Annotated in this window: 21 protein-coding genes; 11 read left to right on the top strand and 10 right to left on the bottom strand. The window is 52.9% G+C overall.

Features of this window, described 5'->3' with window-relative positions:
- Positions 1–79: 79 nt before the first annotated feature.
- Positions 80–1,720 (bottom strand): hypothetical protein, encoded by a 1,641-nt coding sequence (locus tag IB286_RS02295; protein WP_190762037.1) that lies wholly within the window; start codon positions 1,718–1,720, stop codon positions 80–82.
- A gap of 183 nt (positions 1,721–1,903) precedes the next feature.
- Between IB286_RS02295 and argH the strand changes: the two genes are divergently transcribed.
- From argH to IB286_RS02280, 3 genes are all read left to right on the top strand, one after another.
- Positions 1,904–3,301: an argininosuccinate lyase gene (gene argH / locus IB286_RS02290; protein ID WP_190762036.1), complete on the top strand. Its 1,398-nt coding sequence runs from the start codon at positions 1,904–1,906 to the stop codon at positions 3,299–3,301.
- A gap of 262 nt (positions 3,302–3,563) precedes the next feature.
- Positions 3,564–4,616 carry an efflux RND transporter periplasmic adaptor subunit gene (locus IB286_RS02285; protein ID WP_190762035.1) on the top strand — a complete coding sequence of 351 codons (1,053 nt, stop codon included), beginning with the start codon at positions 3,564–3,566 and terminating at the stop codon, positions 4,614–4,616.
- A 3-nt stretch (positions 4,617–4,619) separates the two neighbouring features.
- A complete protein-coding gene (locus tag IB286_RS02280; RefSeq protein ID WP_190762034.1) occupies positions 4,620–7,727 on the top strand; it encodes an efflux RND transporter permease subunit in 3,108 nt (1,035 codons plus the stop codon).
- Positions 7,728–7,774: 47 nt separating this feature from the next.
- Here IB286_RS02280 and IB286_RS02275 read toward each other — a convergent pair whose 3' ends face one another.
- On the bottom strand, positions 7,775–8,956 hold the full coding sequence (locus IB286_RS02275; RefSeq protein ID WP_190762033.1) for an alpha/beta hydrolase family protein: 1,182 nt from the start codon (positions 8,954–8,956) through the stop codon (positions 7,775–7,777).
- Positions 8,957–9,123: 167 nt separating this feature from the next.
- Between IB286_RS02275 and xerC the strand changes: the two genes are divergently transcribed.
- Together xerC and IB286_RS02265 are read left to right on the top strand one after the other, a co-directional pair.
- On the top strand, positions 9,124–10,020 hold the full coding sequence (gene xerC / locus IB286_RS02270) for a tyrosine recombinase XerC (RefSeq protein WP_190762032.1): 897 nt from the start codon (positions 9,124–9,126) through the stop codon (positions 10,018–10,020).
- 10 nt (positions 10,021–10,030) lie between these two features.
- Positions 10,031–10,729, top strand: a complete 699-nt coding sequence (locus IB286_RS02265; protein ID WP_190762031.1) for an HAD family hydrolase — start codon at positions 10,031–10,033, stop codon at positions 10,727–10,729.
- A gap of 27 nt (positions 10,730–10,756) precedes the next feature.
- Here the strand turns inward: IB286_RS02265 and IB286_RS02260 are convergent, their stop codons facing one another.
- From IB286_RS02260 to tkt, 7 genes are all read right to left on the bottom strand, one after another.
- Positions 10,757–10,963 (bottom strand): hypothetical protein, encoded by a 207-nt coding sequence (locus IB286_RS02260; RefSeq protein WP_190762030.1) that lies wholly within the window; start codon positions 10,961–10,963, stop codon positions 10,757–10,759.
- A gap of 277 nt (positions 10,964–11,240) precedes the next feature.
- A complete protein-coding gene (gene glnK / locus IB286_RS02255; RefSeq protein WP_190762029.1) occupies positions 11,241–11,579 on the bottom strand; it encodes a P-II family nitrogen regulator in 339 nt (112 codons plus the stop codon).
- Positions 11,580–11,687: 108 nt separating this feature from the next.
- The gene (locus tag IB286_RS02250) at positions 11,688–12,635 is read right to left on the bottom strand and encodes an alpha/beta hydrolase (protein ID WP_190762028.1); all 948 of its coding nucleotides are present in this window, start codon (positions 12,633–12,635) and stop codon (positions 11,688–11,690) included.
- 64 nt (positions 12,636–12,699) lie between these two features.
- Positions 12,700–13,764, bottom strand: a complete 1,065-nt coding sequence (fba, locus tag IB286_RS02245; RefSeq protein WP_190762027.1) for a class II fructose-bisphosphate aldolase — start codon at positions 13,762–13,764, stop codon at positions 12,700–12,702.
- 47 nt (positions 13,765–13,811) lie between these two features.
- Positions 13,812–14,978, bottom strand: coding sequence for a phosphoglycerate kinase (locus IB286_RS02240; protein ID WP_190762026.1), 1,167 nt, complete (start codon positions 14,976–14,978; stop codon positions 13,812–13,814).
- A gap of 44 nt (positions 14,979–15,022) precedes the next feature.
- Positions 15,023–16,030 (bottom strand): type I glyceraldehyde-3-phosphate dehydrogenase, encoded by a 1,008-nt coding sequence (locus IB286_RS02235; protein WP_190762025.1) that lies wholly within the window; start codon positions 16,028–16,030, stop codon positions 15,023–15,025.
- 18 nt (positions 16,031–16,048) lie between these two features.
- Entirely contained in the window at positions 16,049–18,046 is a 1,998-nt protein-coding gene (gene tkt / locus IB286_RS02230) for a transketolase (protein WP_190762024.1), read from the bottom strand.
- Positions 18,047–18,242: 196 nt separating this feature from the next.
- Between tkt and IB286_RS02225 the strand changes: the two genes are divergently transcribed.
- From IB286_RS02225 to metF, 4 genes are read left to right on the top strand one after another with little or no spacing between them, the layout of a single operon-like run.
- On the top strand, positions 18,243–19,226 hold the full coding sequence (locus IB286_RS02225; RefSeq protein WP_190762023.1) for an ArsR/SmtB family transcription factor: 984 nt from the start codon (positions 18,243–18,245) through the stop codon (positions 19,224–19,226).
- Between the two features lie 50 nt (positions 19,227–19,276).
- Complete coding sequence (gene metK, locus IB286_RS02220; RefSeq protein ID WP_190762022.1) at positions 19,277–20,485, top strand: methionine adenosyltransferase; 1,209 nt, start codon at positions 19,277–19,279, stop codon at positions 20,483–20,485.
- A 28-nt stretch (positions 20,486–20,513) separates the two neighbouring features.
- Positions 20,514–21,905: an adenosylhomocysteinase gene (gene ahcY / locus IB286_RS02215; protein ID WP_190762021.1), complete on the top strand. Its 1,392-nt coding sequence runs from the start codon at positions 20,514–20,516 to the stop codon at positions 21,903–21,905.
- A gap of 24 nt (positions 21,906–21,929) precedes the next feature.
- Entirely contained in the window at positions 21,930–22,766 is an 837-nt protein-coding gene (gene metF, locus IB286_RS02210) for a methylenetetrahydrofolate reductase [NAD(P)H] (protein WP_190762020.1), read from the top strand.
- A 60-nt stretch (positions 22,767–22,826) separates the two neighbouring features.
- Here the strand turns inward: metF and IB286_RS02205 are convergent, their stop codons facing one another.
- On the bottom strand, positions 22,827–23,795 hold the full coding sequence (locus IB286_RS02205) for a zinc transporter ZntB (protein WP_190762019.1): 969 nt from the start codon (positions 23,793–23,795) through the stop codon (positions 22,827–22,829).
- A 109-nt stretch (positions 23,796–23,904) separates the two neighbouring features.
- Between IB286_RS02205 and IB286_RS02200 the strand changes: the two genes are divergently transcribed.
- Both IB286_RS02200 and IB286_RS02195 read left to right on the top strand, forming a co-directional pair.
- Complete coding sequence (locus IB286_RS02200; RefSeq protein ID WP_190762018.1) at positions 23,905–24,777, top strand: LLM class flavin-dependent oxidoreductase; 873 nt, start codon at positions 23,905–23,907, stop codon at positions 24,775–24,777.
- A gap of 110 nt (positions 24,778–24,887) precedes the next feature.
- Positions 24,888–25,436 carry a cytochrome b gene (locus IB286_RS02195; protein WP_190762017.1) on the top strand — a complete coding sequence of 183 codons (549 nt, stop codon included), beginning with the start codon at positions 24,888–24,890 and terminating at the stop codon, positions 25,434–25,436.
- Positions 25,437–25,460: the final 24 nt, after the last annotated feature.

Here is a 25,460-nt window from a genome sequence, read left to right as displayed (position 1 = left end):
CGCTAATCATACGTCAGCGCGGAACCGGACAAAACCATTATGCTTTTAGTAAATATAAGAGGCGTGACGTCGGCACACTTCAATTCAGCGGAAAGGCAGTCCAATCCTGTAACCAAGCCGCGCCGGCACCGGGCCGAATTGCACCGATAAAATCAGCGCCCTCATCCCAGAACTCCTCCTGAGGAACGGCATCGCCTCGGCGGCTAGCTGCCGACGAAGGCGATACCGAAAAGTCTGGCGTTGCAAGCTGATCTGCACGAAAGGCTAACTGGAGATTACTGCCCAGCTCGACACCGCCAGCAAAACTCGCCGCCTCGTCAAAGCCGCCATCATCGTTGGCATCGCCAAATTCCTGCGGGAAATAATCAGCACCAGAAGGGCCAATATTGCTTATCAAGACATGGCTAAAATTCAGCTTGCCATCCACGACCCGCTCCACCGTCGCCGCGTCCTTCACATCAATCGCCTCCCGAGAGAAGCCACTGATAATCATATTGTGGAAATGCCCACCGGTGCCTCTGCGCAAGGTCATCGCACGCTGGTATTTATTGTTACTACTGGAGCTAAGCAAAGTGGCATTGTAAATTTTGGGTTCAGAAATTGGCGAGGCATTGTGGTTGGCTTCCAAATTATCTGCCTCAATTGCGTTATCACCTAAGCCGGGATACTGCACTAGCAACATATATTGCGCTCTGCCGCGCCAGCCCATATCCCAATCCAGCGCATCGTCACCGGCGCCGGTAACTAACACATTCCGCAAATCAACATTGCCGCCAAAAACCTCAATGCCATCATCTAGCGAACGATGCACCTGCACATTGCGCACGATGGTGCCCTGCCCACAACCACCCAAGGTCAGGCCATTGAGTTCGTTATTGGCATAGACTTCGTAGCCGGCAAACTCGATGCGGGTATACATCAGCACGCCACAGCTACTTTTTTCATCCGTGCCACCAAAGCTGCCACGGCGATCCGACATCGGCACACCTTCAATTTGCGCCTGCCGCTGATTTACCGGCGCATTGCCAAGCAAGACTAAGCCGCCCCAATCACCCGCCTCGCGCTGACCTTGCGGTTGCGCACTGGTGAACACAATCGGCTTTGTTGCACTGCCCCGAGCCATTAAGTTGGCATCACGCGTTACCACTAGGGCCGAACCCTCAGCCCCTTTTATTACCGTGCCTGGTTCAATAGTGAGATTCGCCCCAGACTCCACATAAACCACACCGCTTAACAGCCAGGTTTTATCGGCCGTCCAAACATGCTCTCCCTGTAGTGCGCCTGCAATCGTGATTTCATTCGTGCTGCGGCTCAACAGCATCAACGCAGCCAAAGCGAGCACCACCACAAGCCCACCGCCCAGTATTAACGGAAGCTGGCTTTGCTTTTTCTCTTTAGAGCCACTTTGGGCGCTGATTTTTGGCTTGGTATTGCGCAAAGTTTCTGCAATATCTGGATTCAATTCTTCAGCATGAGACGAGGAATGACGAGAAGGCGTCAATTCGCCTTCAACATTAAGCATTTTCAAGCTGAGACCAAGCTGTCTAAGCTTGGCATTACTACTGCTCGCCGCCTCTTCAATAATGTCTCGGCGATACGCTGAATCTCTCAGCAGGGTATTGAAATGAATAGAACGTCCGTTGTCTTGATTGCTGTAACCCAGCTTTAGCTGCCAAAGCAATTCAACCAGTTTCCCTCTGGGTGCGCCAACCTCGCTCATTCTGCACCTCGTTATTCAGCATGCGATGTTAATTAAACGGAAATTCCGAGGGCGGAGAGTATCTACTGCATCTATGACAAGCAGGTTACCTGCCAGAACCATTTCAATATTGATATAATTCGTCCCCATCTTATGGCGGCAAGCTAGGCCGCCTCGCCCAAATTCAACAACAGGAATTCACACATGACTGATAAAAACCCAAGCATCAAGCCCTGGGGTGGCCGCTTTACTGAAGCCACAGATCAGTTTGTTGAGCGCTTTACTGCCTCGGTTAGCTTCGATCAGCGTTTGTATCATCACGATATCAATGGCTCGCTGGCCCATGCCGCTATGCTGGAAAAAGTCGGCGTATTAAGTGCGGAAGAGCTGGCGCAAATCCAGCAGGGCTTGGAAGAAATTCGCGGCGAAATTGAACGCGGTGAATTCGAATGGTCGGTGAGCTTGGAAGATGTACATATGAACATCGAAGCCAAGCTGACCGAGAAAATCGGCATTACCGGCAAAAAACTGCACACCGGGCGCTCACGCAATGACCAAGTTGCCACCGATATTCGCCTGTATCTGCGCGACGAAATCGGCAGCATCACTAAAGAACTGAGCCGCCTGCAACAGGGCTTGGTTGATTTGGCCAAGCGCGAAGCCGATACCATTATGCCCGGTTTTACCCATTTGCAAACGGCTCAGCCGGTGAGCTTCGGCCATCATATGCTGGCCTGGAATGAAATGCTGGAGCGCGATTTTGGTCGCCTGCAAGACTGCTTGCAGCGCCTGAATCAGTGTCCGCTGGGGGCCGCCGCACTAGCCGGCACAACTTACCCCATCGACCGCCACTACAGCGCCAGCCTACTCGGTTTTGACCGCCCCACTGAAAACTCATTGGATTCAGTGAGCGACCGCGACTTTGCTATTGAGTTTTCCGCTGCGGGCGCCTTGCTGATGACCCACCTGTCACGCTTTAGCGAAGAATTAGTATTGTGGACCTCGGCCCAATTCAACTTCATCAATCTGCCCGACCGCTTCTGCACCGGCTCGTCCATCATGCCGCAGAAGAAAAACCCCGATGTTCCCGAGCTGATTCGCGGAAAAGTTGGCCGGGTTAATGGCCACCTATTCAGCTTGCTCACCTTGATGAAGTCTCAACCGCTGGCCTACAACAAAGACAATCAGGAAGACAAAGAACCGCTGTTCGATGTGATAGACACTCTGAAAGATTGTCTGAAAGCCTATGCCGATATGATGCCCGCCATCACCGTCAACGTTGAAGTCACTCGAGAGGCAGCAATGCGCGGTTTCTCCACCGCAACCGATCTGGCTGACTATCTGGTTCGCAAAGGCCTGCCCTTCCGCGACGCTCACGAAGTGGTCGGCAAATCGGTCGGCTTTGGCGTTGCCGAAGGTCGCGATCTCTCCGAAATGACCTTGGAAGAATTGCGCGGTTTTAGCGACATTATTGAAGCCGATGTGTTTGAAGTCCTCACCCTTGAAGGTTCGGTAAATGCCCGCAACCATATTGGCGGCACCGCGCCTGTGCAGGTTCGCGCAGCGGCTGAACGCGCGCAGGTCAGACTGAGCAATCGCTAAATCTGGCTCTCCGGCGCGGAACCCTCCGCGCCGTATTCACTCCTCGCGTATACCAAGCTATTCCCTTAGCATCGTTGTTAAGGCGCACTTTTTGTCATCTCAGTTGTCTGCCTAAACGTAACAATACAACAAAGCGCCGCCAGCCTGATTGGAAGGACGAACTAAGCCATTTATCGACCACTCTTAAGACTAAAAGCCAGTACCAGAACTCGTCATCTTATGAGAAGATGATATTCATTTTCATTTACAGACTGATGCTCAGATGCTGAATTTATCGCCAAGCCAACGCCTGCTCGCCACCGCACTACTGACTATTGGCCTCTCCGCCTGTGAGCAAAAACTCAATGCCTCGGCCGCAACCATTCCCTCAACGCCAGTAAAAATCATCACCGCGGAAGAAGCCCCAATCGTTTCCAGCATGGAAGCACTGGGCACGCTCAAGGCATTGAACGCTACCACCATCACCTCTAGCGTATCGGAGAAAATTACCGCGCTGCATTTTCAAGATGGCCAGCAAGTAAAGAAAGGCGACTTAATCGCCACCCTGGAGCAGGAAGAAGAACAAGCCCAATTGCTGGCCGCAAAAGCGGAACTAGCCGAACATCAGCGTGAAATCGATCGACTCGGCAAACTTCTGCAAACACAGGCCGCCGCCCGCACTGAGTACGACAGCCGGCTCAGCCAACGCGACCAAGCCAAAGCTCGCATTGCCGAAGTGCAGGCCAAAATAGATGAACGCACTTTGCGCGCGCCCTTCTCCGGCCATATTGGTCTGCGGCTGGTATCCCCCGGCGCCTTACTCAGCCCCGGCACCACCATTACCACCCTCGACCAACTCGATATTCTGCAGCTCGACTTTCAACTTCCCAGCCGAGCTATTCCCGCTGTTCAACTTGAGCAAAGTATCACCGCCACCAGTACCTCCCGCGATGAAACCATCGCTGGAAAAATCAGCGCCATTGATTCGCGGGTCGATCCGGTTAGCCGCAGCCTGACCGTGCGCGCCTTGGTCAATAACGCAGATTTGCAACTCAAGCCCGGCATGTTGATGAAGGTCGAGATTTTAGAATCCGAACATCCCGGCTTTAGCCTGCCAGAGCAAACCTTGCTTAACGACCAAGACCGCAGCTATGTCTGGCTTGTTGATGAACAAGGAAAAGCCCAGCAACGCACGGTTAGCCTCGGTCGTCGTCATGACGGCTTGGTTGAAATTCGCAAGGGGATTAGCGCAGGTGATCGCGTGATTGTGGAAGGCTTTTTAATGCTGCGTCCCGGCGCGCCCGTTAGCGTTTTAAGCCAAGCAAGCGGAAGCTAAGCCATGTTGCTGTCTGATATTTCCGTTAAACGCCCGGTTTTTGCCGCCGTAATCAGCATGCTTCTGCTGGCCTTTGGTTTGCTCTCATTTGAACGCCTACCACTGCGCGAATACCCGGACATCGATCCGCCAATCGTCTCTATTACCACCACCTACACCGGCGCCTCGGCGGAAGTTGTGGAATCGAGAATCACCCAGCTCATCGAAGATCGTATTGCCGGAATCGAAGGCATAAAAACCGTTACCTCTACCAGCCGTGATGGCGTGTCTGCCATTAGCATTGAGTTTGAGCTGTCGCGGGATATTGATGCCGCCGCCAATGATGTTCGCGACCGCGTCGCGCGTATCAGCGCCAATCTGCCAGAAGAAGCTGACCCGCCAGAGGTGCAAAAAACCGACTCCGACGAGCGGGTGATTATGTGGCTCAACCTCACCTCTACCGAACTGAATCCGTTGGAGCTGGCCGACTACGCCAACCGTTATGTCGTTGATCGCTTTTCTGTTATCGACGGCGTGGCTCGAGTTTTGGTCAGTGGCGCCTCGGATTACGCCATGCGTATTTGGCTTGACCGACAGGCAATGGCCGCACACAAAATCACAACCACCGATGTACAAAATGCCCTTACCCGTGAAAACCTTGAGCTCCCCGCGGGGAATCTAAAATCTCGCAACCGAGACTTTATCGTTAAACTGCCACGCCAATATCACAGCGTCGATGATTTTGAACAACTGGTGATCCGCCGCGAAAATAACGGCTATCTGCTGCGCCTTGGCGATATTGCCCGCATCGAATTTGGTGCCAGCGAATCCCGCGCGCTATTTCGCGGTAACGGCGTCCCTCAGGTAGGCATCGGCATTATCAAGCAAAGTGTCGCCAACACCTTAAGCGTGGGCGAAGGTGTGCGCCGCGAAGCAGAGCTGTTGCGGCCCAGCCTGCCAAGCGGCACCGAGCTTCACCCGAGCTACGACACCACCGTTTTTATCGACAGCGCAATAAAGGAAGTTTATTCCACGCTGTTTATTTCTGCGGCGCTGGTCGTGCTGGTGATCTTTTTATTCCTCGGTGATTTCCGCGCCATGTTGGTTCCCGCACTCACCGTGCCGGTCTCGCTGATTGCCACGTTCACCGTGTTATACGCCCTCGGCTACACACTCAACCTGCTCACCTTACTCGCTTTGGTGCTCGCCATTGGTCTAGTGGTGGATGACAGCATTGTGGTGCTGGAAAATATTCACCGCCGTCTGCAACAAGGCGAATCACCATTAGTCGCCGCCTATCGGGGCAGCCGGCAGGTAGGCTTTGCGGTTATCGCCACCACCTTGGTATTGGTGGCGGTGTTTGTGCCCATCACCTTTATCGAAGGTGACCTCGGTCGCTTATTCGGCGAATTTGCGGTGGCCATGTCAGTCGCCGTGCTGTTTTCCAGCCTTGTGGCGCTGACCCTTTCGCCAATGATTTGCTCAAAACTTTTAAGCCAGCAAAGCCTGCACAGTGGACTGGCAGATTTTGTCGAACGCCTACTGAATAAATTAGAAAACCGTTATCGCACATTGCTGGACGGCAGTATGAAAAAACCGCTGCTGTCCGGCAGCGCGCTACTGCTGGCGATTATTGCCAGCGTGATGTTGTTCCAACAAATTCCCGGTGAATTTGCGCCAAAGGAAGACCGGGGCGTCATTATTGTGATGCTGCGCGGCCCGGAGGGTGCGTCCTTCGACTACACCGTTGATCACTTGATGGAGTTTGAACAACGCCTGATGCCACTGGCTGAGCAGGGCGAATTCAAACGCTTTTTGATTCGCAGCCCCAATAGCTGGGCCGGCGGCGACGCTTACAATATGGGCACTTCGATTCTGGTTTTAGAAGACTGGAATCAACGGCGCAGCAGCGATGCAATTATTGCCGACATCCGCAACCGCCTGAAAGACTTTACCGGCATGACCGTAATTCCCATTCAACCGCAATCCTTGGGCGGTGGTTTTAGTCAGCCAATAGAGTTTGTCATTGGCGGCGGCAGTTACATTCAGCTCGCCAAGTGGCGCGACCAAATTATGAGCGAGGCCCGTAACAATCCCGGCCTGCTCCGCGTAAACGACGACTACAAAGAAACCCAGCCCCAGTTTATCGTCAATGTAGACCGCAACCGCGCCGCCGACCTCGGCGTTTCCAATCAGGAAATTAATCGCAGCCTGCAAACCTTACTCGGCTCTCGCCGGGTCACCACGTTTATGTTCGATGGCGAGGAATACGACGTCATTCTCGAAGGCGAGCGGGAAGCGCACAGCGCGCCCACAGATTTGGCCAATATCTATGTGCGCTCAGACACCACACAGGCGCTGATTCCGCTGAGCAACTTGGTCAGATTTAGCGAGCGCGGAGATGCCTCGGTACTCAGTCGCTACAATAAGGTGCGCGCCATCACCATTAGCGCCAACCTAGCCGAGGGCTATTCCCAAGGTGAGGCCTTGGACTATCTTGAGAATATCACCCGTGAGATTGCGCCGCAGGCAACCATTGATTACAAGGGTCAATCCCTTAAATACAAAGAAACCGGCAGCTCGATTTACTTCACTTTTGCCATGGCACTGCTGATTGTATTTTTGGTATTGGCCGCCCAATTTGAAAGTTTTATTCACCCGCTGGTCATTCTGCTAACCGTGCCGCTGGCCATCGCCGGCGCGCTATTCGGTTTATATATTTGCGGACAAAGCCTGAATATTTTCAGCCAAATCGCCTTAATTATGCTGGTCGGGCTAGCCGCTAAGAACGGTATTCTGATGGTGGAATTTACCAACCAATTACGCGATCAAGGCGTCGACTTTGAAGAGGCCATTACCCGCGCCGCCCAACTGCGCTTACGCCCCATTCTTATGACCGCCATCACCACCATTATGGGCGCAGTGCCATTATTACTTTCCTTCGGAGCCGGCAGTGAATCGCGCTACGTTATCGGCGTAGTGATTTTCTTTGGGGTTAGCGCCGCCACACTCTTTACGCTGTTTGTCATTCCAATGGCCTATCGCCTACTGGCAAAACATACCGGCTCACCGCTGGATGTTACCCACCGATTGGATAAAGAACTGGCCAGTCAGCCTGACCAAGAGGCTTAGAAAAAGATCCCCTAAAACAAGTGCGCCACCGGCAGGTGGCGCAAAAATCAGCTCAAACTGTGCTGGCAGTGACTGTCCATAAACTGCTTCATCAACCGGAGATATTCCTCCTGCCCCAGATGCACAATATGGTTGCCGGGGAACCAGTGCAGATGACTGCCCGGCCAGTGATCGTGTAGCAAGCGAACAAAACGCGGCGGCGTAAAGCGATCGCCCGCGCCGCCGATAATCATGACTTTTTCAGGATCGAGCTTTGGTTGATAGCTCAAGGGGCTGTGTATAGCTAGACCTTTGCGCAGCTCCAAGGCATCCATCTCAGTGTGTTTGGCCATCCAGTTAATCAGCTCGCCAGAAGGCCACCAACTGCGCATGGTATCCACCGGCGCAACCAAGGGCGAATTCGGAATACAGAACGCCAAGCGCGATTCCACCACCGCCATCAATGAACTCAAATAACCGCCCAGACTCAGGCCAGAAATCCCCACGCAGGGCGAGCCGCGCTTGAGCAGATAATCCACCAGCACCCGCAACTCCATAATCGCCTGCAACATGGCTTCATTCATTTGCGCAAAACCACTGCCAAATAAACCGTAGCCGTTAAAGGGATGCGTTTTTTCCTTGCGCGGCCCGTGAAAAGGCTGGATATACAACAAAATGTCGTAACCCTGATTATAGAACTCACGCAAATTAAAAAACGGCGCATTAAAGGCATACCAACTTCCCACTACCCCGTGTACAAAAATCAACGTAGGGCGCGGGCCATCGGGATGGGTCCAGTACTGGGCATGGGCGGTAAGATTGCGGCGATTGCTTAAAAAATCATCCGCAATGGGCGTATAGAGCGGCTCGTAAGGCGATTTAAAACTGAGATTAAACGCCGGAATTCCACGGGGTTTATACGACATTGCCGGCGGCTGCACGGCTTTAACCTCGACTTCCGGCGGCTTAACAAATACCTTGTCGACATCACGGTCATTCGCCAGCTTGGAATAAAACTCCATGGCCAGACGATCTCGATCAATATTGGCGCTGTTGCGAAACCGAGGCAGTGCCGCTGCAGCGAACATGGTTGCCAGTGCCGTGCGAACTACTTTGTCTACCACCGCCGTGCCATACACCTGCAAGGGGTATTCACTGTCTAGCTCGGTGCCATCAGACTGACAATAAAAATCCTCGGGCAGGGATACCCACCAAGGTGGCTGTTGTTTAACTTGCGGCTGGGGCTTCATCAGCACAGCTCCATTATTGTTTTTGATCATGAGCGTGAATTATGAATCACTTCTTATCACATCACTTTCTATCACATCGCTGGGCGCGACTCATAAAACTATCCAATTAAATTTTTTAAAGGTTCACGCCCCTTGTCGCCGATTGCCTCAAGCCCTAACCTAGTCAAATGAATGCAAGCACACAACTCGATGCCTTTCTCGACTACCTTGGCTCTGCCAAGCGTTTGTCTGGCCACACCCTCTCGAATTACCGGCGTGACCTCAGCCGTTTTTTAAATTTTTGCGAGCAACAAGGCATCAGCGAAATCAACAAAGCCGCCAGCGGCGATATCCGCAACTATGTCGGCTACTTACGCCGCCAAGGTTTAGCGGCCAGTTCAATTCAGCGTCAGCTTTCCGCTCTGCGCAGTTTTTATAACTACCAAATTCGCTTCTATGGCGTAAAAGCCAATCCTGCTGCCGGCATTTCTGCGCCCAAGCGCGGCCGCAAATTACCCAGCAGCTTAGATGTCGACCGCGTACAACAGCTAATGGAATTTAAAGGCGATGCCCCCATCGACAAACGTGACCGGGCGATTATGGAATTGTTTTATTCCTCTGGCCTGCGCCTAGCTGAACTGGCCTCACTAAACCTTGATGATATCGACCTAAAGGAAGGGCTAGTAACGGTCACCGGTAAAGGCCGTAAAACCCGCAATGTTCCCGTGGGCGGCATGGCCCTAAACGCACTTAAGCAATGGCTGGCTGAACGGTTAAACCAATCGCCCTGCGACGAGGCCGTATTTCTGAATAATCGCGGTGAGCGCTTGAGTCATCGCTCCATTGAATTGCGGATTAAGCAACGCGCCACACAAGCAGGCGTACCCGACAATCTCTACCCACACAAACTGCGTCACTCCTTTGCCAGTCATATGCTGGAATCCAGTGGTGATTTGCGCGCCGTGCAAGAACTGCTTGGCCACGCCAATCTTTCCACTACACAAATTTATACCCATCTCGATTATCAGCACCTTGCCAAGGTTTACGATAACGCTCATCCACGCGCGCAGCGAAAGCCAAAATAAGGCAAGTAACATGCCCTCTCCAATTAAACTGATTACTGTCGATCTTGATGACACCCTATGGCCAGCCCAAGCCGTGTTACTACGAGCAGACCGAATTTTTTATGCCGAATTGGAAAAACATGCACCGAAGCTAACCAGCAAACTTGGGCAACATGAAATCAGGGCGCAGCGGCTGGAATATTTAAAAGCCCACCCGGAGCTAGAGCACTATATAAGCGATTGGCGTAAGCAAAGTTTGCTGGCACTACTAGCAGAACACGGCTACGCCACCGAAGCAGAACAGATTGCCGAGCAGGTGTTTCACACTTTTTGGCAGGCCCGCCAGCGGGTAACGCTGTTTCCCTATGTTAGCCAAGTGCTTACCGAGCTAAGTCAGAAATATCTGATAATTAGTATTACCAACGGCAATGCGCATTTAGACAAAATGCCATTAAGCCAGTATGTTAGGCACAGTTTGCGAGCGGAGCAATTTGGCCTAAGCAAGCCTTCGCCGCGCCTATTTGAAGAAGCCCTGAAGCTAGCGAACTGTAATAGCGAGGATGTCTTGCATATTGGCGATCACCCGCTGGATGACATAGAGGGAGCAAGGCAACTGGGCATTCGAACAATTCAAGCCCAGTTGCTAGAAAACAATCGCGACATTCACCCCGATGCAGATGCCATTATGACTGACTGGCGAGATGCACCTGAATTAATCGCGCGACTCTAAATACCAAAAATTAGAACGCGCTTAAAATCAATAATCCAGATCGTTGTCGGTCATCGAGCCCCGCATATGCGGTTCCAGATGTTGAATCTGTCCGCCCTTAGACAAAAACGCCTCCACATCACTAGCCAACTGATCGCGCATACGATCGTGCTGGGTTTGACCCGCAGCGGGTGTGGTTGGTGTTAGCATTTTGCCTTTTCTATTCTGATCGCCGTGTCGTGTACGTGAACCCATTTCAACCTCCTACCGGAAACAAAAACAGCTTTCACGGGCTTTATATGCCTAGACAATGCGCCTTGCAAGATGGGTTTTTAGGCTAATTTGTTATTACCAAAATCGCCTAATTTCCAAAACAAAATATCAACACTGATTAGCACCTAGCTCACTGGTGATTTTTGCGTGGAAGCACAGAGACAAGTACTTAAGTAGAAACCCACAGGCAAAAAAATAGGGCCAGAGGCCCTAATTTAGAATGCGCTTTCTAATCAAACGCCGTCATTCATTGAGGAGCTTAAATTGCCTCTTCGCCGGTCTCACCAGTACGAATACGAATAACCTGCTCAAGCGGCGTCACAAAAATTTTGCCATCGCCAATTTTGCCGGTGGCAGCGGCACGCGTTACCGCATCGATCACTGAATCTAGCTGATCATCACTGACCGCAATTTCCAGTTTCACCTTAGGCAGAAAATCGACAACGTATTCAGCGCCGCGATACAACTCGGTATGGCCCTTTTGACGACCAAACCCTTTAACTTCTGATACGGTCACCCCTTGCACACCCACTTCCGAGAGAGCGGCACGCACATCATCCAATTTGAATGGTTTGATTACAGCACTTACCAGTTTCATGACTCGTAGTGACTCCTTTTATTCGATATTTTTAAAACGATCCAACGGGCTAAGTTAGCCCAGCCAATCAAGCTTGGCAAGCCGCTGTCCGCGACATTGCCCGCGCTTTTAGTGCAATTTAAATAGAAAATCGTCGCAGGCCTGCCACAGCTTGGCCCGCTGAGCTAGGCTTTCTTTAACAAGGTGGTGGTGTCCACCGGGCAACATCACCAATTTGGCCTTGGGATACTTGCCCTGTAGCAAGGGTACGTTATAGCGCCAATCCACGGTGTCGTCGGCATCGCCCTGCACAATTAGCACCCGCGCATTGGAGCTGGGCAGGGCGCGAAACCACGGCAGCCATTTTTTTAGGGCGCCAACCCACGCCAGCGGCAAGCCACGAAATTGCAAAGGATCTCGCTCACGCAAAAATTCCAAAAAGTCATTATCGGAAGAATTCGGCGCAAATTTTCTCGGCAAGGCTTTAATAAAATGTTTCAACACCCGGTGCGCGGGGCTACCCCACCACCAGCTTGTTGGCCGCACCAGCGGGCCCATTAATACCAGCTTTTCAAAGTCCTGCTCGCCGCCATCCAAAACATGGGAATTCAAAACGGCGCAGCCGGTACTTTGCGCCAAGGCAATTTTTTGCGCAGGCAATTCAAATACGTCCACTGCCTTAAAAGCATCCCGCAATACTTGGCGATATTTCAAAAAATCGTCGATGGATGCGCGCGGCCCTGATGATAAACCGTGACCCGGCAAGTCATACGCCACTACCGACAAGCCATGCCGCAGGCAGTATTCAATTACATTATTAAACAGGCCGACATGGTCGTAATAACCGTGGTAAACAAAAGCCGTGCAGTGGGCATCGGGCAATTTAAAAACCTGACAGGCAATTCTTTCACCGACACTGTCAAAATATCCCAGATAGTGCCGCAGGCCGGCAAAGTCTTTTTCAAAATCGAGGCCGTAATAACGCAAATATTCGCCCACCCATGGCGATATGGTCACCGAGCTTTCTAAACTTAGGGCCGGCAAATCCGGCGGTGGCTGAAGTTCACGCCAAGGCATATTGATCTTCTTATTGAATTTATAGGAATAAAAAAAGAGGCTCTATTGAGCCTCTTCAAAACGCTTATTTTACTTTAGCGTTCAATTTGCCCGCTTCGTAATCCACAAACATGGCTTCGAGGCTCAGCGGCTTGATTTTTTGCGCCTGTCCCGCACAGCCAAACGCTTCATAACGCGCCACACAAATCTCTTTCATGGCGGTAATGGTTTCTTTCAGGTATTTGCGCGGGTCAAACTCGCTGGGGTTTTTAGCCATAAAGCGGCGCACAGCACCGGTAGAGGCCAAACGCAGGTCAGTGTCGATATTCACCTTGCGCACACCGTGTTTGATGCCTTCCACAATTTGCTCAACCGGTACACCGTAAGTCTCGGGGATTTCGCCGCCGAACTCATTGATGATTGCCAACCATTCCTGCGGCACGCTGGAGCTGCCGTGCATAACGAGGTGGGTGTTAGGAATACGGCTGTGGATGTCTTTAATGCGATCAATCGCCAGAATATCGCCTGTAGGTGGGCGAGTGAATTTGTAGGCACCGTGGCTAGTTCCACAGGCAATTGCCAGCGCATCAACACCGGTCTTGGCGACAAAGTCTGCCGCTTCTTCGGGATCGGTCAGCAGTTGATCGTGAGACAGTGTGCCCTCGGCGCCAACGCCGTCTTCTTCACCGGCTTGTCCGGTTTCCAGTGAGCCCAAACAACCCAGCTCACCTTCTACCGATACGCCACAGGCATGGGCCATATCCACAACTTGGCGAGTAACATTCACGTTGTAGTCGTAATCAGATGGGGTTTTGCCGTCTTCACGCAGTGAGCCGTCCATCATTACGGAGCTGAAACCCAGTTGAATAGAACGCTGACATACCGCCGGGCTAGTGCCGTGATCCTGGTGCATTACCACAGGGATCTCGGGGAATTCTTCAATCGCCGCCAAAATCAGGTGACGCAGGAACGGCGCACCGGCGTACTTACGCGCACCGGCCGAGGCCTGCATGATCACCGGGCTTTGGGTTTCGCGAGCCGCTTCCATAATGGCGCGGGTCTGCTCCAGATTGTTCACATTGAAGGCTGGCACGCCGTAACCAAATTCTGCCGCGTGATCCAGCATTTGACGCATGCTGATAAGTGCCATAGTCGTTTTCCCTTAATTCAAATTTATAAAATTTGCGTAAAACAGGTTCAGCCTTGTGCTGCCCGCTCTTCCAATACCGCAACTGCGGGCAGAACCTTGCCTTCTACATATTCCAAGAAAGCGCCGCCGCCGGTAGAGATGTACGACACCTGCTCGGCGATGCCGTATTTATCTACGGCGGCCAAGGTGTCGCCGCCACCCGCAATTGAAAATGCCGGTGATTCCGCAATCGCCTTGGCAATTTCTTCGGTGCCATCACCAAACTGATCAAACTCAAAAACGCCAACTGGGCCGTTCCAAATAATAGTGCCGGCCTGACGCAGAATCTCTGCCAAACACGCTGCGCTAACTGGGCCGATATCGAAGATCATATCGTCATCGCCCACGTTTTCCACTGGGCGCAAAGTCGCTGGCTCATTTTCATCAAACTTTTTGCCGGTAACGACATCAGTAGGCAGTGGAATATCGCATTTTTCCATCAGTGCCTTGGCCTGCGGAATCAAATCGTCTTCGCACAGAGATTTACCGACATTATGGCCCGCCGCCGCAAGGAAGGTATTGGCGATACCGCCGCCGACAATCAGTTGGTCTACTTTATCTGACAGGGTTTCCAGCACGGTCAACTTGGTCGAGACTTTGGAGCCACCCACAATCGCCACCATCGGGCGAGCGGGATTAGCCAGTGCTTTTTCCAGATTCTCCAGCTCGGCAGCCAGCAGTGGGCCGGCACAGGCAACCGGCGCAAATTTGGCAACACCGTGGGTAGAAGCCTGAGCGCGGTGAGCCGTGCCGAAGGCGTCCATTACAAACACCTCACACAAACCGGCGTAAGCGCGTGCCAGAGATTCTTCGTCTTTTTTCTCGCCGGGATTGAAGCGCACGTTTTCCAGCAGGGCAACTTCGCCGTCATTCAGCTCAACGCCCAAACGCCACTCTTCAATCACAGGTACACGACAACCCAACAATTCGCCAAGGTGATCGGCAACCGGCTGCATTGAGAACGCTTTATCGTACTCACCTTCAGTGGGGCGACCGAGGTGGGACATCAGGATAACCTTGGCGCCCTGCTCCATGGCTAATTTAATGGTTGGCAGTGCCGCGCGGATGCGCGCATCCGAAGTAACTTTGCCGTCTTTGACCGGCACGTTGAGGTCTTCACGGATCAAAACCCGCTTGCCCGCCAGCGCCAGATCACTCATTTTCAACACGTTCATGTGTAGTTCCTATCGTCAGTTTTCTTTAATTTTCAATTTCGTAATCAGGCATGAAGCAACCAATGCGCCACCACATCCAACATGCGGTTAGCGTAGCCCCATTCATTATCAAACCAGGTCAATATGCTGACCAACTCACCTACCGCGCGAGTTTGCGCCATATCGACAATGGCCGAACGCGGGTCGTGGTTATAGTCACAAGAGGCTAGCGGCTCATCGCTCACGGCCAGCACTTCTTTTAAGCGGCTATTGGCCGCCATGCGCAGCGCGTTGTTAACGTCTTCGCGGCTGACGATCGCATCCAGCACCACCGACAATTCCAGCGCGGAGACATTATTAGTGGGAATGCGCACCGCACGGGCGGCAAAGCGGCCATCCAGATCCGGCAAAATACGGCCAATTCCCGCCGCCAAACCGGTATCCACCGGAATCATCGACATGCCCGCCGCGCGAGTTTTGCGCAGGTCGGTGTGATGGTAGGCGTCCAGTACCGGCTGGTCGTTCATTGCGGAATGGAGTGTGGTAATCATGCCGTGCCGCACGCCAAAGGCGCGGTGCAACACATCTATCACCGGCGCAATACCATTGGTGGTACAAGAGGCGTTGGAGTAAATCCGCGTCTCGCTATCCAGACTGTCGTGATTGAGGCCATAAACAATGGTGGGAATACGCGCCTCGCCGGGCTGGGAAAGCAGTACTCGTCGAGCGCCCTGCTCGAGATGCACTTCAAGTTCGGGATAGCCGTCTTGGGTGCCGCTGCATTCCAGCAACACATCAATATTATGTCGGCCCCAATCCAGATCGCGCACATTTTCGCAGTGCGATACCGCGATCTCATCCTCATTCACAATCAGGCTGGCACCGCCCTTACTCACCTTGCCAACAAAGCGGCCGTGCGTTGAGTCGTAGCGAGTGAGGTGAACAATAGTATCGAGGTCTGCGGGCTCGTTAATCGCCACAATCTGCATTTGCTGACGATAGCCGGACTCGTAGAGCGCGCGTAACACGCAGCGCCCAATTCGTCCGTACCCGTTTATTGCCAGTCGCAGCATAGAAAAAACCGTCAGTAATTAGCTGACACAATCCTCAACCGCTTCAACTACTGCATCGACAGTAATACCAAAGTGTTCGAACAGCGCCGCTGCCGGTGCAGATTCGCCGAAGCTATCCATACCCACAATGCGACCATCCAAACCAACATACTTGTACCAGTAGTCTTTGTGCGCCGCTTCAACGGCTACGCGAGCCAGCACGGTGCTGGGCAATACCGATTCGCGGTAATCGCCATCCTGCGATTCGAAGACATCCGTGCTGGGCATAGAAACCACACGCACTTTGCGACCCGCGCCAGCCAGTTTCTGCTGCGCTTCCATCGCCAATTGCACCTCAGAACCGGTAGCGATAATGATGGCTTCAGGCTCGCCGTCGCAATCACTCAGCACATAACCGCCCTTGGCAACTGCGGCGAGTTGCTGCGCATCGCGCTGTTGGTGAGGCAGGTTTTGGCGAGTAAAGATCAAGGCCGATGGGCCATCGGCACGTTCGATTGCCGCGCGCCATGCCACCGCCGATTCCACCATATCGCAGGGGCGCCACAAGGACATATTGGGCGTACCGCGCAGTGACGCGATTTGCTCGATAGGCTGGTGAGTCGGGCCGTCTTCGCCCAGGCCAATGGAGTCGTGGGTGTAAACAAAAATGCTGCGCTGACCCATCAGCGCTGCCATACGCACTGCATTACGCGCGTATTCCATAAATACCAGGAAGGTCGCACCGTAATTGATGAAACCGCCGTGCAGGGCAATACCGTTCATCATTGCCGACATGCCGAATTCGCGCACACCGTAATAAATGTAGTTGCCCTTGGCTTCACCGGCGCTCACACCTTTAGAGCCTTTGTGAATAGTCAGGTTAGAACCGGCCAAGTCGGCGGAACCACCCAGCAATTCTGGCAGCATTTCACCGAAGGCATCCAGACACAGCTGCGAGGCTTTACGGCTGGCAACAACTTTGCCCTCAGCTTGGCATTGCTCAATAAAGGCCTGCGCGCGCTGGGCAAAATCCGCTGGCAGCTCGCCAGTTACACGGCGCTTAAATTCCGCCGCCAGTTCGGGATAGGCTTCCGCATAGGCCGCAAATTTTTCATTCCAAGTCTCCTCCAGCACCGCTCCAGACTCGCGCGCGCTCCACGCTTCATAGATATCTTCTGGAATTTCAAAGGGGCCGTAGTTCCAACCCAGCGCTTCGCGGGTCAGGGCAATTTCATCATCACCCAGCGGGGCGCCGTGGCACTCTTCTTTACCTTGCTTATTTGGTGAGCCTTTACCAATCACGGTTTTGCAGCAGATTAAAGTCGGCTTATTGCGCTCGGCGCGACCCGCTTCAATCGCTTTGGCAATTGCCGCACTGTCGTGGCCATCTACCGCCGGAATTACCTGCCAGCCGTAGGCTTCAAAGCGCTTGGGGGTATCGTCGTTAAACCAGCCTTCCACTTCACCGTCAATCGAGATGCCGTTGTCATCGTAGAAGGCAATCAACTTACCCAGACCCAGCGTGCCCGCCAGCGAACACACTTCGTGGGAGATGCCTTCCATCATGCAACCGTCACCAAGGAACACATAAGTGTAGTGGTCAACAATCTCGTGGCCATCACAGTTGAACTGGGCCGCCAGAATTTTTTCTGCGGTCGCCATACCTACCGCATTGGCAATGCCCTGCCCCAGCGGGCCGGTGGTGGTTTCAATACCGGGGGTATAACCGTATTCGGGGTGGCCTGGCGTTTTGCTGTGCAACTGGCGGAAGTTCTGCAGATCTTCAATACTCAGATCGTAGCCACTCAGGTGCAGCAGAGAGTAAATCAGCATAGAGCCGTGACCATTCGACAGTACAAAGCGGTCGCGGTTGGCCCAAGAAGGGTTCTCGGGATTGTGTTGCAGATAATCCCGCCACAGCACTTCGGCAATATCCGCCATGCCCATGGGCGCACCGGGGTGACCCGATTTGGCTTTTTGAACAGCATCCATACTCAGGGCACGAATCGCATTGGCAAAATCACTGCGTGAGGGCATCAGAAGGCTCCAGGCTAATGTCGACAAATAAATGAAAAGAAAGGGCGCGTATTTTCCCCTACCCGGCCTCAAGGGGCAAACCCTAGAGGGTAATTAGCGGTGTGAAAAAGGCCATTTCTCAACCATCGCGCCATTTTCGATGATCTATATCAAAATATTTTGATATAGATTGCGCATACTGCTACACTCCCGCCTCATGATTGCAGAACTGGCTCTGAACGACGCACCCCTGGACAATCGCCTTCTGCAACTTTGCAAGGCGGCGGCCGACCCTTTGCGCCTGCAAATTCTGCGGGTACTCAGTCGAGATGCGTTCAGCGTGCAGGAGCTTTGCCAGATTCTGGATTGCCGCCAATCGGGCATGAGTCATCACCTGAAAATTTTGAGTCAGGGCGGTTTGATAACCAAGCGCCGGGAAGGCAATAGCCTGTTTTACCGCCGCCGCTACCAACCCGAAGCGCCAGAGCTGGCCGAGCTGCAACACAATTTGCTGGCCGCCGCTGAACAACTACAGCTCGACGAGCAGCAACAGCAGCGCTGGCAACAGGTGGTAGACGAGCGCCACGAACGCTCTCGTTTGTTTTTTGCCGACCACGCCAGTCAATTTGGCGAGCAACAAGAGCTGATGGTTGGCTTTGCTGTTTACGGCCACAGCGGCGCGGAGTTGTTAGCCAATAGCCAACCCAAGGGCGGCGAACTTGCCATTGAGATTGGCCCCGGCGACGGGACTTTTTTGGGGGAACTCTCCCGCCGCTACCAACGGGTTATCGCGCTGGATAACAGTGCCGAAATGCTTAACAAGGCACAGCAACACGGAGCTGAGGAAGGCTTGAGCAATATCGAATTTTTGCTGGGCGACAGCCGCAGCGAAGCATTGCATCAAGCCAAGGCGGACTGCGTGGTAGCCAATATGGTGCTACACCACCTGCCCTCGCCCGCCGATATTTTTGTGGATGTCAGCAAAATGCTGCGTCCCGGAGGCCTGTTCTGTATCACCGAGCTGTGCCCCCACGACCAGAACTGGGCCAGAGAGGCTTGTGGCGATCAGTGGCTGGGCATTGATCCCGATGAATTAACCGAGTGGGCCGCGGCCTGCTCGCTGGAAAACGGGCCGTCAGTTTATTTGGCCCAATTGAACGGATTTCGCGTACAAGTTCGGCAGTTTAAAAAGCCCGAATAATTTTTGGACTAACGTGTGGCCCATAGCGCCACTGTTTGAGGAAAGAAGAAATGTCTGATTACAGCCTGTTTACCTCCGAGTCAGTATCGGAAGGCCACCCCGACAAAATGGCGGACCAAATTTCCGATGCGGTACTGGATGCCATTCTGGCCCGCGACAAATATGCCCGCGTAGCGGTAGAAACCATGGTTAAAACCGGTATGGCCATTGTCGCCGGTGAAGTCACCACTTCCTGCTATGTCGATCTGGAAGACATTATCCGCGACGTAATTACCGGCATCGGCTACAACAGCTCTGACGTTGGCTTTGACGGCGCGAGCTGTGCCGTACTGAACGCCATCGGCAAACAGTCGATCGATATCAACCAAGGTGTTGATCGCGCCAAGCCCGAAGATCAAGGCGCCGGCGACCAAGGCCTGATGTTTGGTTACGCCACCAACGAAACGCCACAACTGATGCCCGCCCCGCTGTTTTTCTCCCACCGTCTGGTAGAGCGTCAGGCACAGTTGCGCAAAAACGGCACCCTGCCTTGGTTGCGTCCCGATGCAAAAAGCCAGGTTACCCTGCGCTACGAAAACGGCGTTCCCGTTGCCGTCGATGCGGTCGTACTGTCTACCCAGCACAGCCCAGATATTGCACTGGCTGAGCTGCAAGAAGCGGTGCGCGAAGAAATTATCAAGCAAGTACTACCCGCTGAATTACTGCACGCCGGCACCAAATACCACATCAACCCCACCGGCAATTTCGTCATTGGCGGCCCCGTGGGCGACTGCGGCTTAACTGGCCGTAAGATCATCGTAGACACTTACGGCGGCATGGCGCGTCACGGCGGCGGCGCCTTCTCCGGTAAAGACCCATCTAAAGTAGACCGCAGTGCGGCATACGCTGGCCGTTATGTTGCGAAAAACATTGTTGCTGCCGGCCTAGCTGACCGCTGCGAGATTCAAGTGAGCTACGCCATTGGCGTGGCTGAGCCCACCTCGATTTCGATCAACACATTTGGCACCGGCAAAGTGAGCGACGACAAACTGATTGCCGCTGTGCGCGAAGTTTTCGACCTGCGCCCCTACGGCATTACCAAAATGCTGGATCTGGCTCACCCGGTTTACCAACCTACCGCAGCCTACGGTCACTTTGGTCGCGATCCTTTCGAACACACTTACACCTTCAAAGAAGGTGGCCAAGAGCGCAGCGAAACTGCAACCGCATTTAGCTGGGAAAAAACTGACAAAGCCGAAGCACTGAAAGCCGCACTGTAAATCACGGCAAAACGACGGAGATAAGATTATGAGCACCGCGACAGCAAACAACATCGCCAACGACTTTAAAGTAGCGGACATCAACCTCGCCGCTTGGGGCCGTAAAGAACTGAGCATTGCCGAAGGTGAAATGCCTGCCCTGATGGCTTTGCGTGAAAAATACAGCGCCGAAAAGCCCTTGGCCGGCGCCAAGATTCTGGGCTGCATTCACATGACCATTCAAACTGGCGTTCTTATTGAAACGCTGGTGGCATTGGGCGCAGAAGTACGCTGGTCATCCTGCAATATTTTCTCAACTCAGGATCACGCTGCTGCCGCCGTTGCCGCTGCCGGTGTTCCCGTGTTTGCGTGGAAGGGTGAAACCGAAGAAGAGTACGAGTGGTGTATCGAGCAGACCATTCTGAAAGACGGTCAACCTTGGGATGCCAATATGGTGCTGGACGATGGCGGCGATCTGACTGCCATCCTGCACGACAAATACCCACAGGTTTTGGAAAACGTGCACGGCATTACTGAAGAAACCACCACGGGCGTTCATCGCCTGCAAGAAATGCTGGCCAATGGCGAGCTGAAGGTACCCGCCATCAACGTAAACGACTCGGTGACCAAGTCTAAAAACGACAACAAATACGGCTGCCGCCACAGCCTGAACGATGCGATTAAACGCGGCACCGACCACCTGCTGTCTGGCAAAAAAGCACTGGTGATTGGCTACGGCGATGTGGGCAAAGGCTCCGCTCAGTCGCTGCGTCAGGAAGGTATGATTGTTAAGGTCACCGAAATTGATCCCATCTGTGCCATGCAAGCCTGCATGGACGGTTTTGAAGTAGTTTCACCGTACAACGATGGCATTAACACCGGCAGCGAAGACGGTATTAACACCACTCTGCTGGGCAACACCGACCTGTTGGTTACTACCACCGGCAACGTTAACGTGTGCGACGCCAATATGTTGAAAGCCCTGAAAAACGGCTGTGTGGTCTGCAATATCGGTCACTTCGACAATGAAATCGACACCGCCTTTATGCGCAAAAACTGGCAGTGGGAAGAAGTAAAACCCCAAGTGCATTTGGTCTACCGCAACAAGGCCGAAAACGACCACTTGATCCTGCTGTCAGAAGGCCGACTGGTCAACCTCGGCAATGCTACCGGCCATCCCAGCCGCATTATGGATGGCTCGTTTGCCAACCAAGTACTGGCTCAGATGTATCTTTACGAGCGCCGCTTTGCTGATCTCGATGACGATTTCAAAGCCAATGCGATTACCGTAGAAGTTCTGCCCAAGAAATTGGACGAAGAAGTTGCGGCGCACATGGTTGCCGGCTTTGGTGGCGTAATCACTAAGCTGTCTGCGGATCAGGCCAAATACATTGGCGTGAAAGTCGAAGGCCCTTACAAGCCAGAAAGCTACAAATATTAAGGCGCGATTTTAAAAGGCATTAGTATGAGCAAGCGTTACAGCTTTGAGTTTTTCCCGCCCAAGACCGATGCCGGCCGGGAAAAGCTCTCTCAAACCCGAGCCGAACTGGCCGAATTGTCACCGGAATTTTTCTCGGTGACTTACGGCGCTGGCGGCTCAACCCGCAATAACACCCGTGGCATTGTGCTGGAAACCAAACAGGCTGGCCTGTCTGTCGCCCCTCACCTGTCCTTTGGTGGCGATGATGAAGCCACGGTGCTGGAATTAATTGAGGACTACAAAGCCAACGGCGTAGATCGCATTGTTGCCCTGCGCGGCGACCTGCCTTCCGGCATGGGTGCCACTCGTTTGGTTTATGCCCGCGAGTTGGTAGAGTTTATTCGCAAGCACACCGGCGATCATTTCGAAATCGAAGTCGCGGCTTATCCGGAGATTCACCCAGATGCGCCCAGCTACGATGCCGATGTGCGCTTTCTAAAGGAAAAATTGGATGCCGGCGCCAATAGCGCCATCACCCAGTATTTCTTTAATCCAGATAGCTATTTTTACTTTCTGGATGCCTGCGAAAAAATCGGCATCGACAAACCGATTTATCCCGGCATTATGCCCATCACTAACTATACAAATTTGGCGCGCTTCTCACGCAATTGCGGAGCCGACATTCCGCGCTGGCTGGCACAGAAACTTGAAGCCTATGGCGACGACACCGACAGCATTGCCAAATTTGGTTTAGAGGTGGTGAACGAACTTTGCCACGTATTGATGGAAGGCGGCGCGCCCGGCATTCATTTTTATACGATGAACCAGGTCGAGCCCGTTAAAACCTTGCTACAAAGACTGCAATCGAGTTTTTCCGCTTGATCTAGCAAACCAAAATCGCTGCCATCCCCGGCCCAGTGCCGGGGATTTTGTTCTAAGAAATCAAACCCACTTCTTATAGCGAAACCACGCCAACATCGCCCCGGCAATCACCGCCATGCCCAGCACAAAGATAGCGAAAGCATCGGCATTATCGGCACCGGGAATTCCGCCAACATTCACGCCCAATACGCCAGTGGCAAAACCCAAGGGCAAAAATATCGCTGACACAATCGACAATAAATACATGCGATTATTGGACTCTTCCGAAATCTGGTTAACCAATTCTTCTTGCGCCACGCCCGCACGATCACGAATGCTGTCCAGCGTTTCAATCTTCTGCGCTAACTGATCGCCCGTCTCCCTCACCTGCGCCCGCTCTATATCGCCAAACCAAGCTAGGCGCTCAGACACAAACCAACTCAAGGCCTCGCGCTGGGGCGCCAAATAACGGCGCAGGGAAATACATTGGCGACGCACATCGCTCAATTCACTGCGCAACTTGTTGCGTGGCAGATTCATCAACGACTCTTCCAAGGTGTCGAGATGCTCCTCCAAATCCATAACCAAGCCCGACATGCGCCGCACCAGTCGATCGCAAAGCAGCGAAATAAATTCCGCCGAGCTGGCCGGCCCTGCATTTTGTTGCAAGCCATTGACCAGATCATCAACCGAAAGCAGGCGGCGTTTACGGGTGCTAATAATACGCTGAGGCGTTGCGAACAAACGGATCGACACCATATCTTCCGGGTCGGCATTCGGATTCATATTCACGCCACGCAGCGCCATCAACACACCGCCCGCATGAGCAGTTGCGCGAGGACGAGTTTCGCCAGCGGTCAGTGCCGCCACAGTAATTTCATCCAAACCACATTCCTGCTCGAGGAATTCCGCAACGTCGGGTTTGTCGTAATTAAGGTGCAGCCAAAGCACACCTTGTTCGGGAGTCCAGCTTTTCAAACCCGCCTCATCCAAGGTCGCCGCCCCGCCATTGCCATCTAATAAATAGCTGTAAACCACAAAATCTTTCATACCCATATTCGCCCTATAAATTGCCCTCACCCAATCTGGTGAGGCTATTTCCTTTGTTTCCCGGTATAAATCAGCGACCCACTCAAATCAAACAAAACCGTACAATAAAATGAAAATCGGAATCTGCTTGCCCTATATGAAAGCGGGGCTCAACCGCAAAACCTTTCAAGATTGGTGTCGCGCCATCGACCAAGGCCCTTTTCACAGCCTGTCCTGCGGTGAACGCGTAACCGGCAACACGCTGGAAATGCGCAATATTCTGGCCTTTGCTGCCGCCTGTACCGAACGCGTTCGTATTATTCCTTCGCTCTATGTACTGCCCATGCACAGTGCCATGCAAGCCGCCAAGGAAGTCGCCACACTGGATATTCTCTCAGACGGCCGGGTTACTCTCTGTGTAGGCGTTGGCGGTAGAGAACAAGACTACCGAGCCTTGGGCGCAAGCATGAAGGGCCGCTTTCAAAAAATGGATGATCAAATCGCGATTATGAAACGGGTCTGGCAGGGCGAAGATTTTGACGGCATTGGCGTACTCGGCCCCATGCCAGTACAAGCTGGCGGGCCACCTATTCTCGCTGGATCAATGGGCCCCAAAAGTATTGCCCGCGTCGCCAAATGGGCCGACGGCCTGTATAGCTTTGCGATGGATGGCAACGCCGATTTAACACGCTATTTCAAAGATAACGCCAATCAGGCATGGCTAGACGCCGGGCGCAGTAGCACGCCCTATTTTATGGGCGGATTTTGGTACTCCCTTGCGAATAACGCACAGGAACATCTCTACCAGTATGTTTTTGATTACCTAAAAGTGTTTGGCGATGGCGAGGCTAGCAAAATCGCCAAGGGCATGAGCATGCACGATGCCGATGCCATTCGCGACGGCATTGCCGCCATGACCGAGGTCGGCTGCGATGAAATTCAATTAGTGCCCGCCACCGCCGAGATTGCCGAGGTTGAGCGCTTGGCAGCCTTGCTTGGATAATAACAACTCCAAAAATAGATCAGTTTTTCTGATCAATTAAGTGTGCAAATTGCGCTTTTTAATCAACGCATCCTATCTATACTAGGCTTAACTTTTAGATGGATGCCGCCATGCAACTGCAAAATTCAACTCGCCGTTACGGTGCAATCAGCATCGCCATTCACTGGCTTATGGCGCTGGGCATTATTGGCCTATTCGGCCTCGGCCTGTGGATGAGCGGCCTCAGCTACTACGACCCGTGGTACAAGCAAGGCCCATTTATTCATAAAAGCATCGGCCTGATTTTGCTGGCGCTGCTGGTGTTTCGCTTCTTTTGGCGACTGGCTAATGCGCGCCCCGCCGATGCTCCCAGCCTGAAACCTTGGGAAAAAAGCAGCTCCCATCTCGTTCATTGGCTACTTTACGGCCTGATGCTCACAACGATGATTGCCGGCTACCTGATCTCCACCGCCGATGGCCGCAGTATTTCTGTATTTAATTGGTTCGAGGTGCCCGCGCTTATTTCTGGGTTGCCTGAGCAAGAAGATATCGCCGGCGAAATTCATGAAATTTTGGCTTGGGCAATTGTGGCTGTAGCAGGGCTGCACGCACTGGCCGCACTAAAACACCACTTTCTCGACCGCGATAATACGCTGAAGAAAATGCTGGGCGGCGAATAAAGCCCAGCAAATCAGTACCCTGTT

The sequence above is a fragment of the Spongiibacter pelagi genome (assembly GCF_014705705.1).
Lineage (GTDB): Bacteria > Pseudomonadota > Gammaproteobacteria > Pseudomonadales > Spongiibacteraceae > Spongiibacter > Spongiibacter pelagi.
The sequence above is the reverse complement of the archived record's forward strand: the minus strand, read 5'-3'. Positions and strand labels throughout refer to the sequence as shown.

Bases quoted from the DNA above. Each gene is read 5' to 3' on its own strand.
- IB286_RS02295 (WP_190762037.1), bottom strand. From the start codon at position 1,720: ATGAGCGAGGTTGGCGCACCCAGAGGGAAACTGGTTGAATTGCTTTGG.
- argH (WP_190762036.1), top strand. From the start codon at position 1,904: ATGACTGATAAAAACCCAAGCATCAAGCCCTGGGGTGGCCGCTTTACT.
- IB286_RS02285 (WP_190762035.1), top strand. From the start codon at position 3,564: ATGCTGAATTTATCGCCAAGCCAACGCCTGCTCGCCACCGCACTACTG.
- IB286_RS02280 (WP_190762034.1), top strand. From the start codon at position 4,620: ATGTTGCTGTCTGATATTTCCGTTAAACGCCCGGTTTTTGCCGCCGTA.
- IB286_RS02275 (WP_190762033.1), bottom strand. From the start codon at position 8,956: ATGAAGCCCCAGCCGCAAGTTAAACAACAGCCACCTTGGTGGGTATCC.
- xerC (WP_190762032.1), top strand. From the start codon at position 9,124: ATGAATGCAAGCACACAACTCGATGCCTTTCTCGACTACCTTGGCTCT.
- IB286_RS02265 (WP_190762031.1), top strand. From the start codon at position 10,031: ATGCCCTCTCCAATTAAACTGATTACTGTCGATCTTGATGACACCCTA.
- IB286_RS02260 (WP_190762030.1), bottom strand. From the start codon at position 10,963: ATGGGTTCACGTACACGACACGGCGATCAGAATAGAAAAGGCAAAATG.
- glnK (WP_190762029.1), bottom strand. From the start codon at position 11,579: ATGAAACTGGTAAGTGCTGTAATCAAACCATTCAAATTGGATGATGTG.
- IB286_RS02250 (WP_190762028.1), bottom strand. From the start codon at position 12,635: ATGCCTTGGCGTGAACTTCAGCCACCGCCGGATTTGCCGGCCCTAAGT.
- fba (WP_190762027.1), bottom strand. From the start codon at position 13,764: ATGGCACTTATCAGCATGCGTCAAATGCTGGATCACGCGGCAGAATTT.
- IB286_RS02240 (WP_190762026.1), bottom strand. From the start codon at position 14,978: ATGAACGTGTTGAAAATGAGTGATCTGGCGCTGGCGGGCAAGCGGGTT.
- IB286_RS02235 (WP_190762025.1), bottom strand. From the start codon at position 16,030: ATGCTGCGACTGGCAATAAACGGGTACGGACGAATTGGGCGCTGCGTG.
- tkt (WP_190762024.1), bottom strand. From the start codon at position 18,046: ATGCCCTCACGCAGTGATTTTGCCAATGCGATTCGTGCCCTGAGTATG.
- IB286_RS02225 (WP_190762023.1), top strand. From the start codon at position 18,243: ATGATTGCAGAACTGGCTCTGAACGACGCACCCCTGGACAATCGCCTT.
- metK (WP_190762022.1), top strand. From the start codon at position 19,277: ATGTCTGATTACAGCCTGTTTACCTCCGAGTCAGTATCGGAAGGCCAC.
- ahcY (WP_190762021.1), top strand. From the start codon at position 20,514: ATGAGCACCGCGACAGCAAACAACATCGCCAACGACTTTAAAGTAGCG.
- metF (WP_190762020.1), top strand. From the start codon at position 21,930: ATGAGCAAGCGTTACAGCTTTGAGTTTTTCCCGCCCAAGACCGATGCC.
- IB286_RS02205 (WP_190762019.1), bottom strand. From the start codon at position 23,795: ATGAAAGATTTTGTGGTTTACAGCTATTTATTAGATGGCAATGGCGGG.
- IB286_RS02200 (WP_190762018.1), top strand. From the start codon at position 23,905: ATGAAAATCGGAATCTGCTTGCCCTATATGAAAGCGGGGCTCAACCGC.
- IB286_RS02195 (WP_190762017.1), top strand. From the start codon at position 24,888: ATGCAACTGCAAAATTCAACTCGCCGTTACGGTGCAATCAGCATCGCC.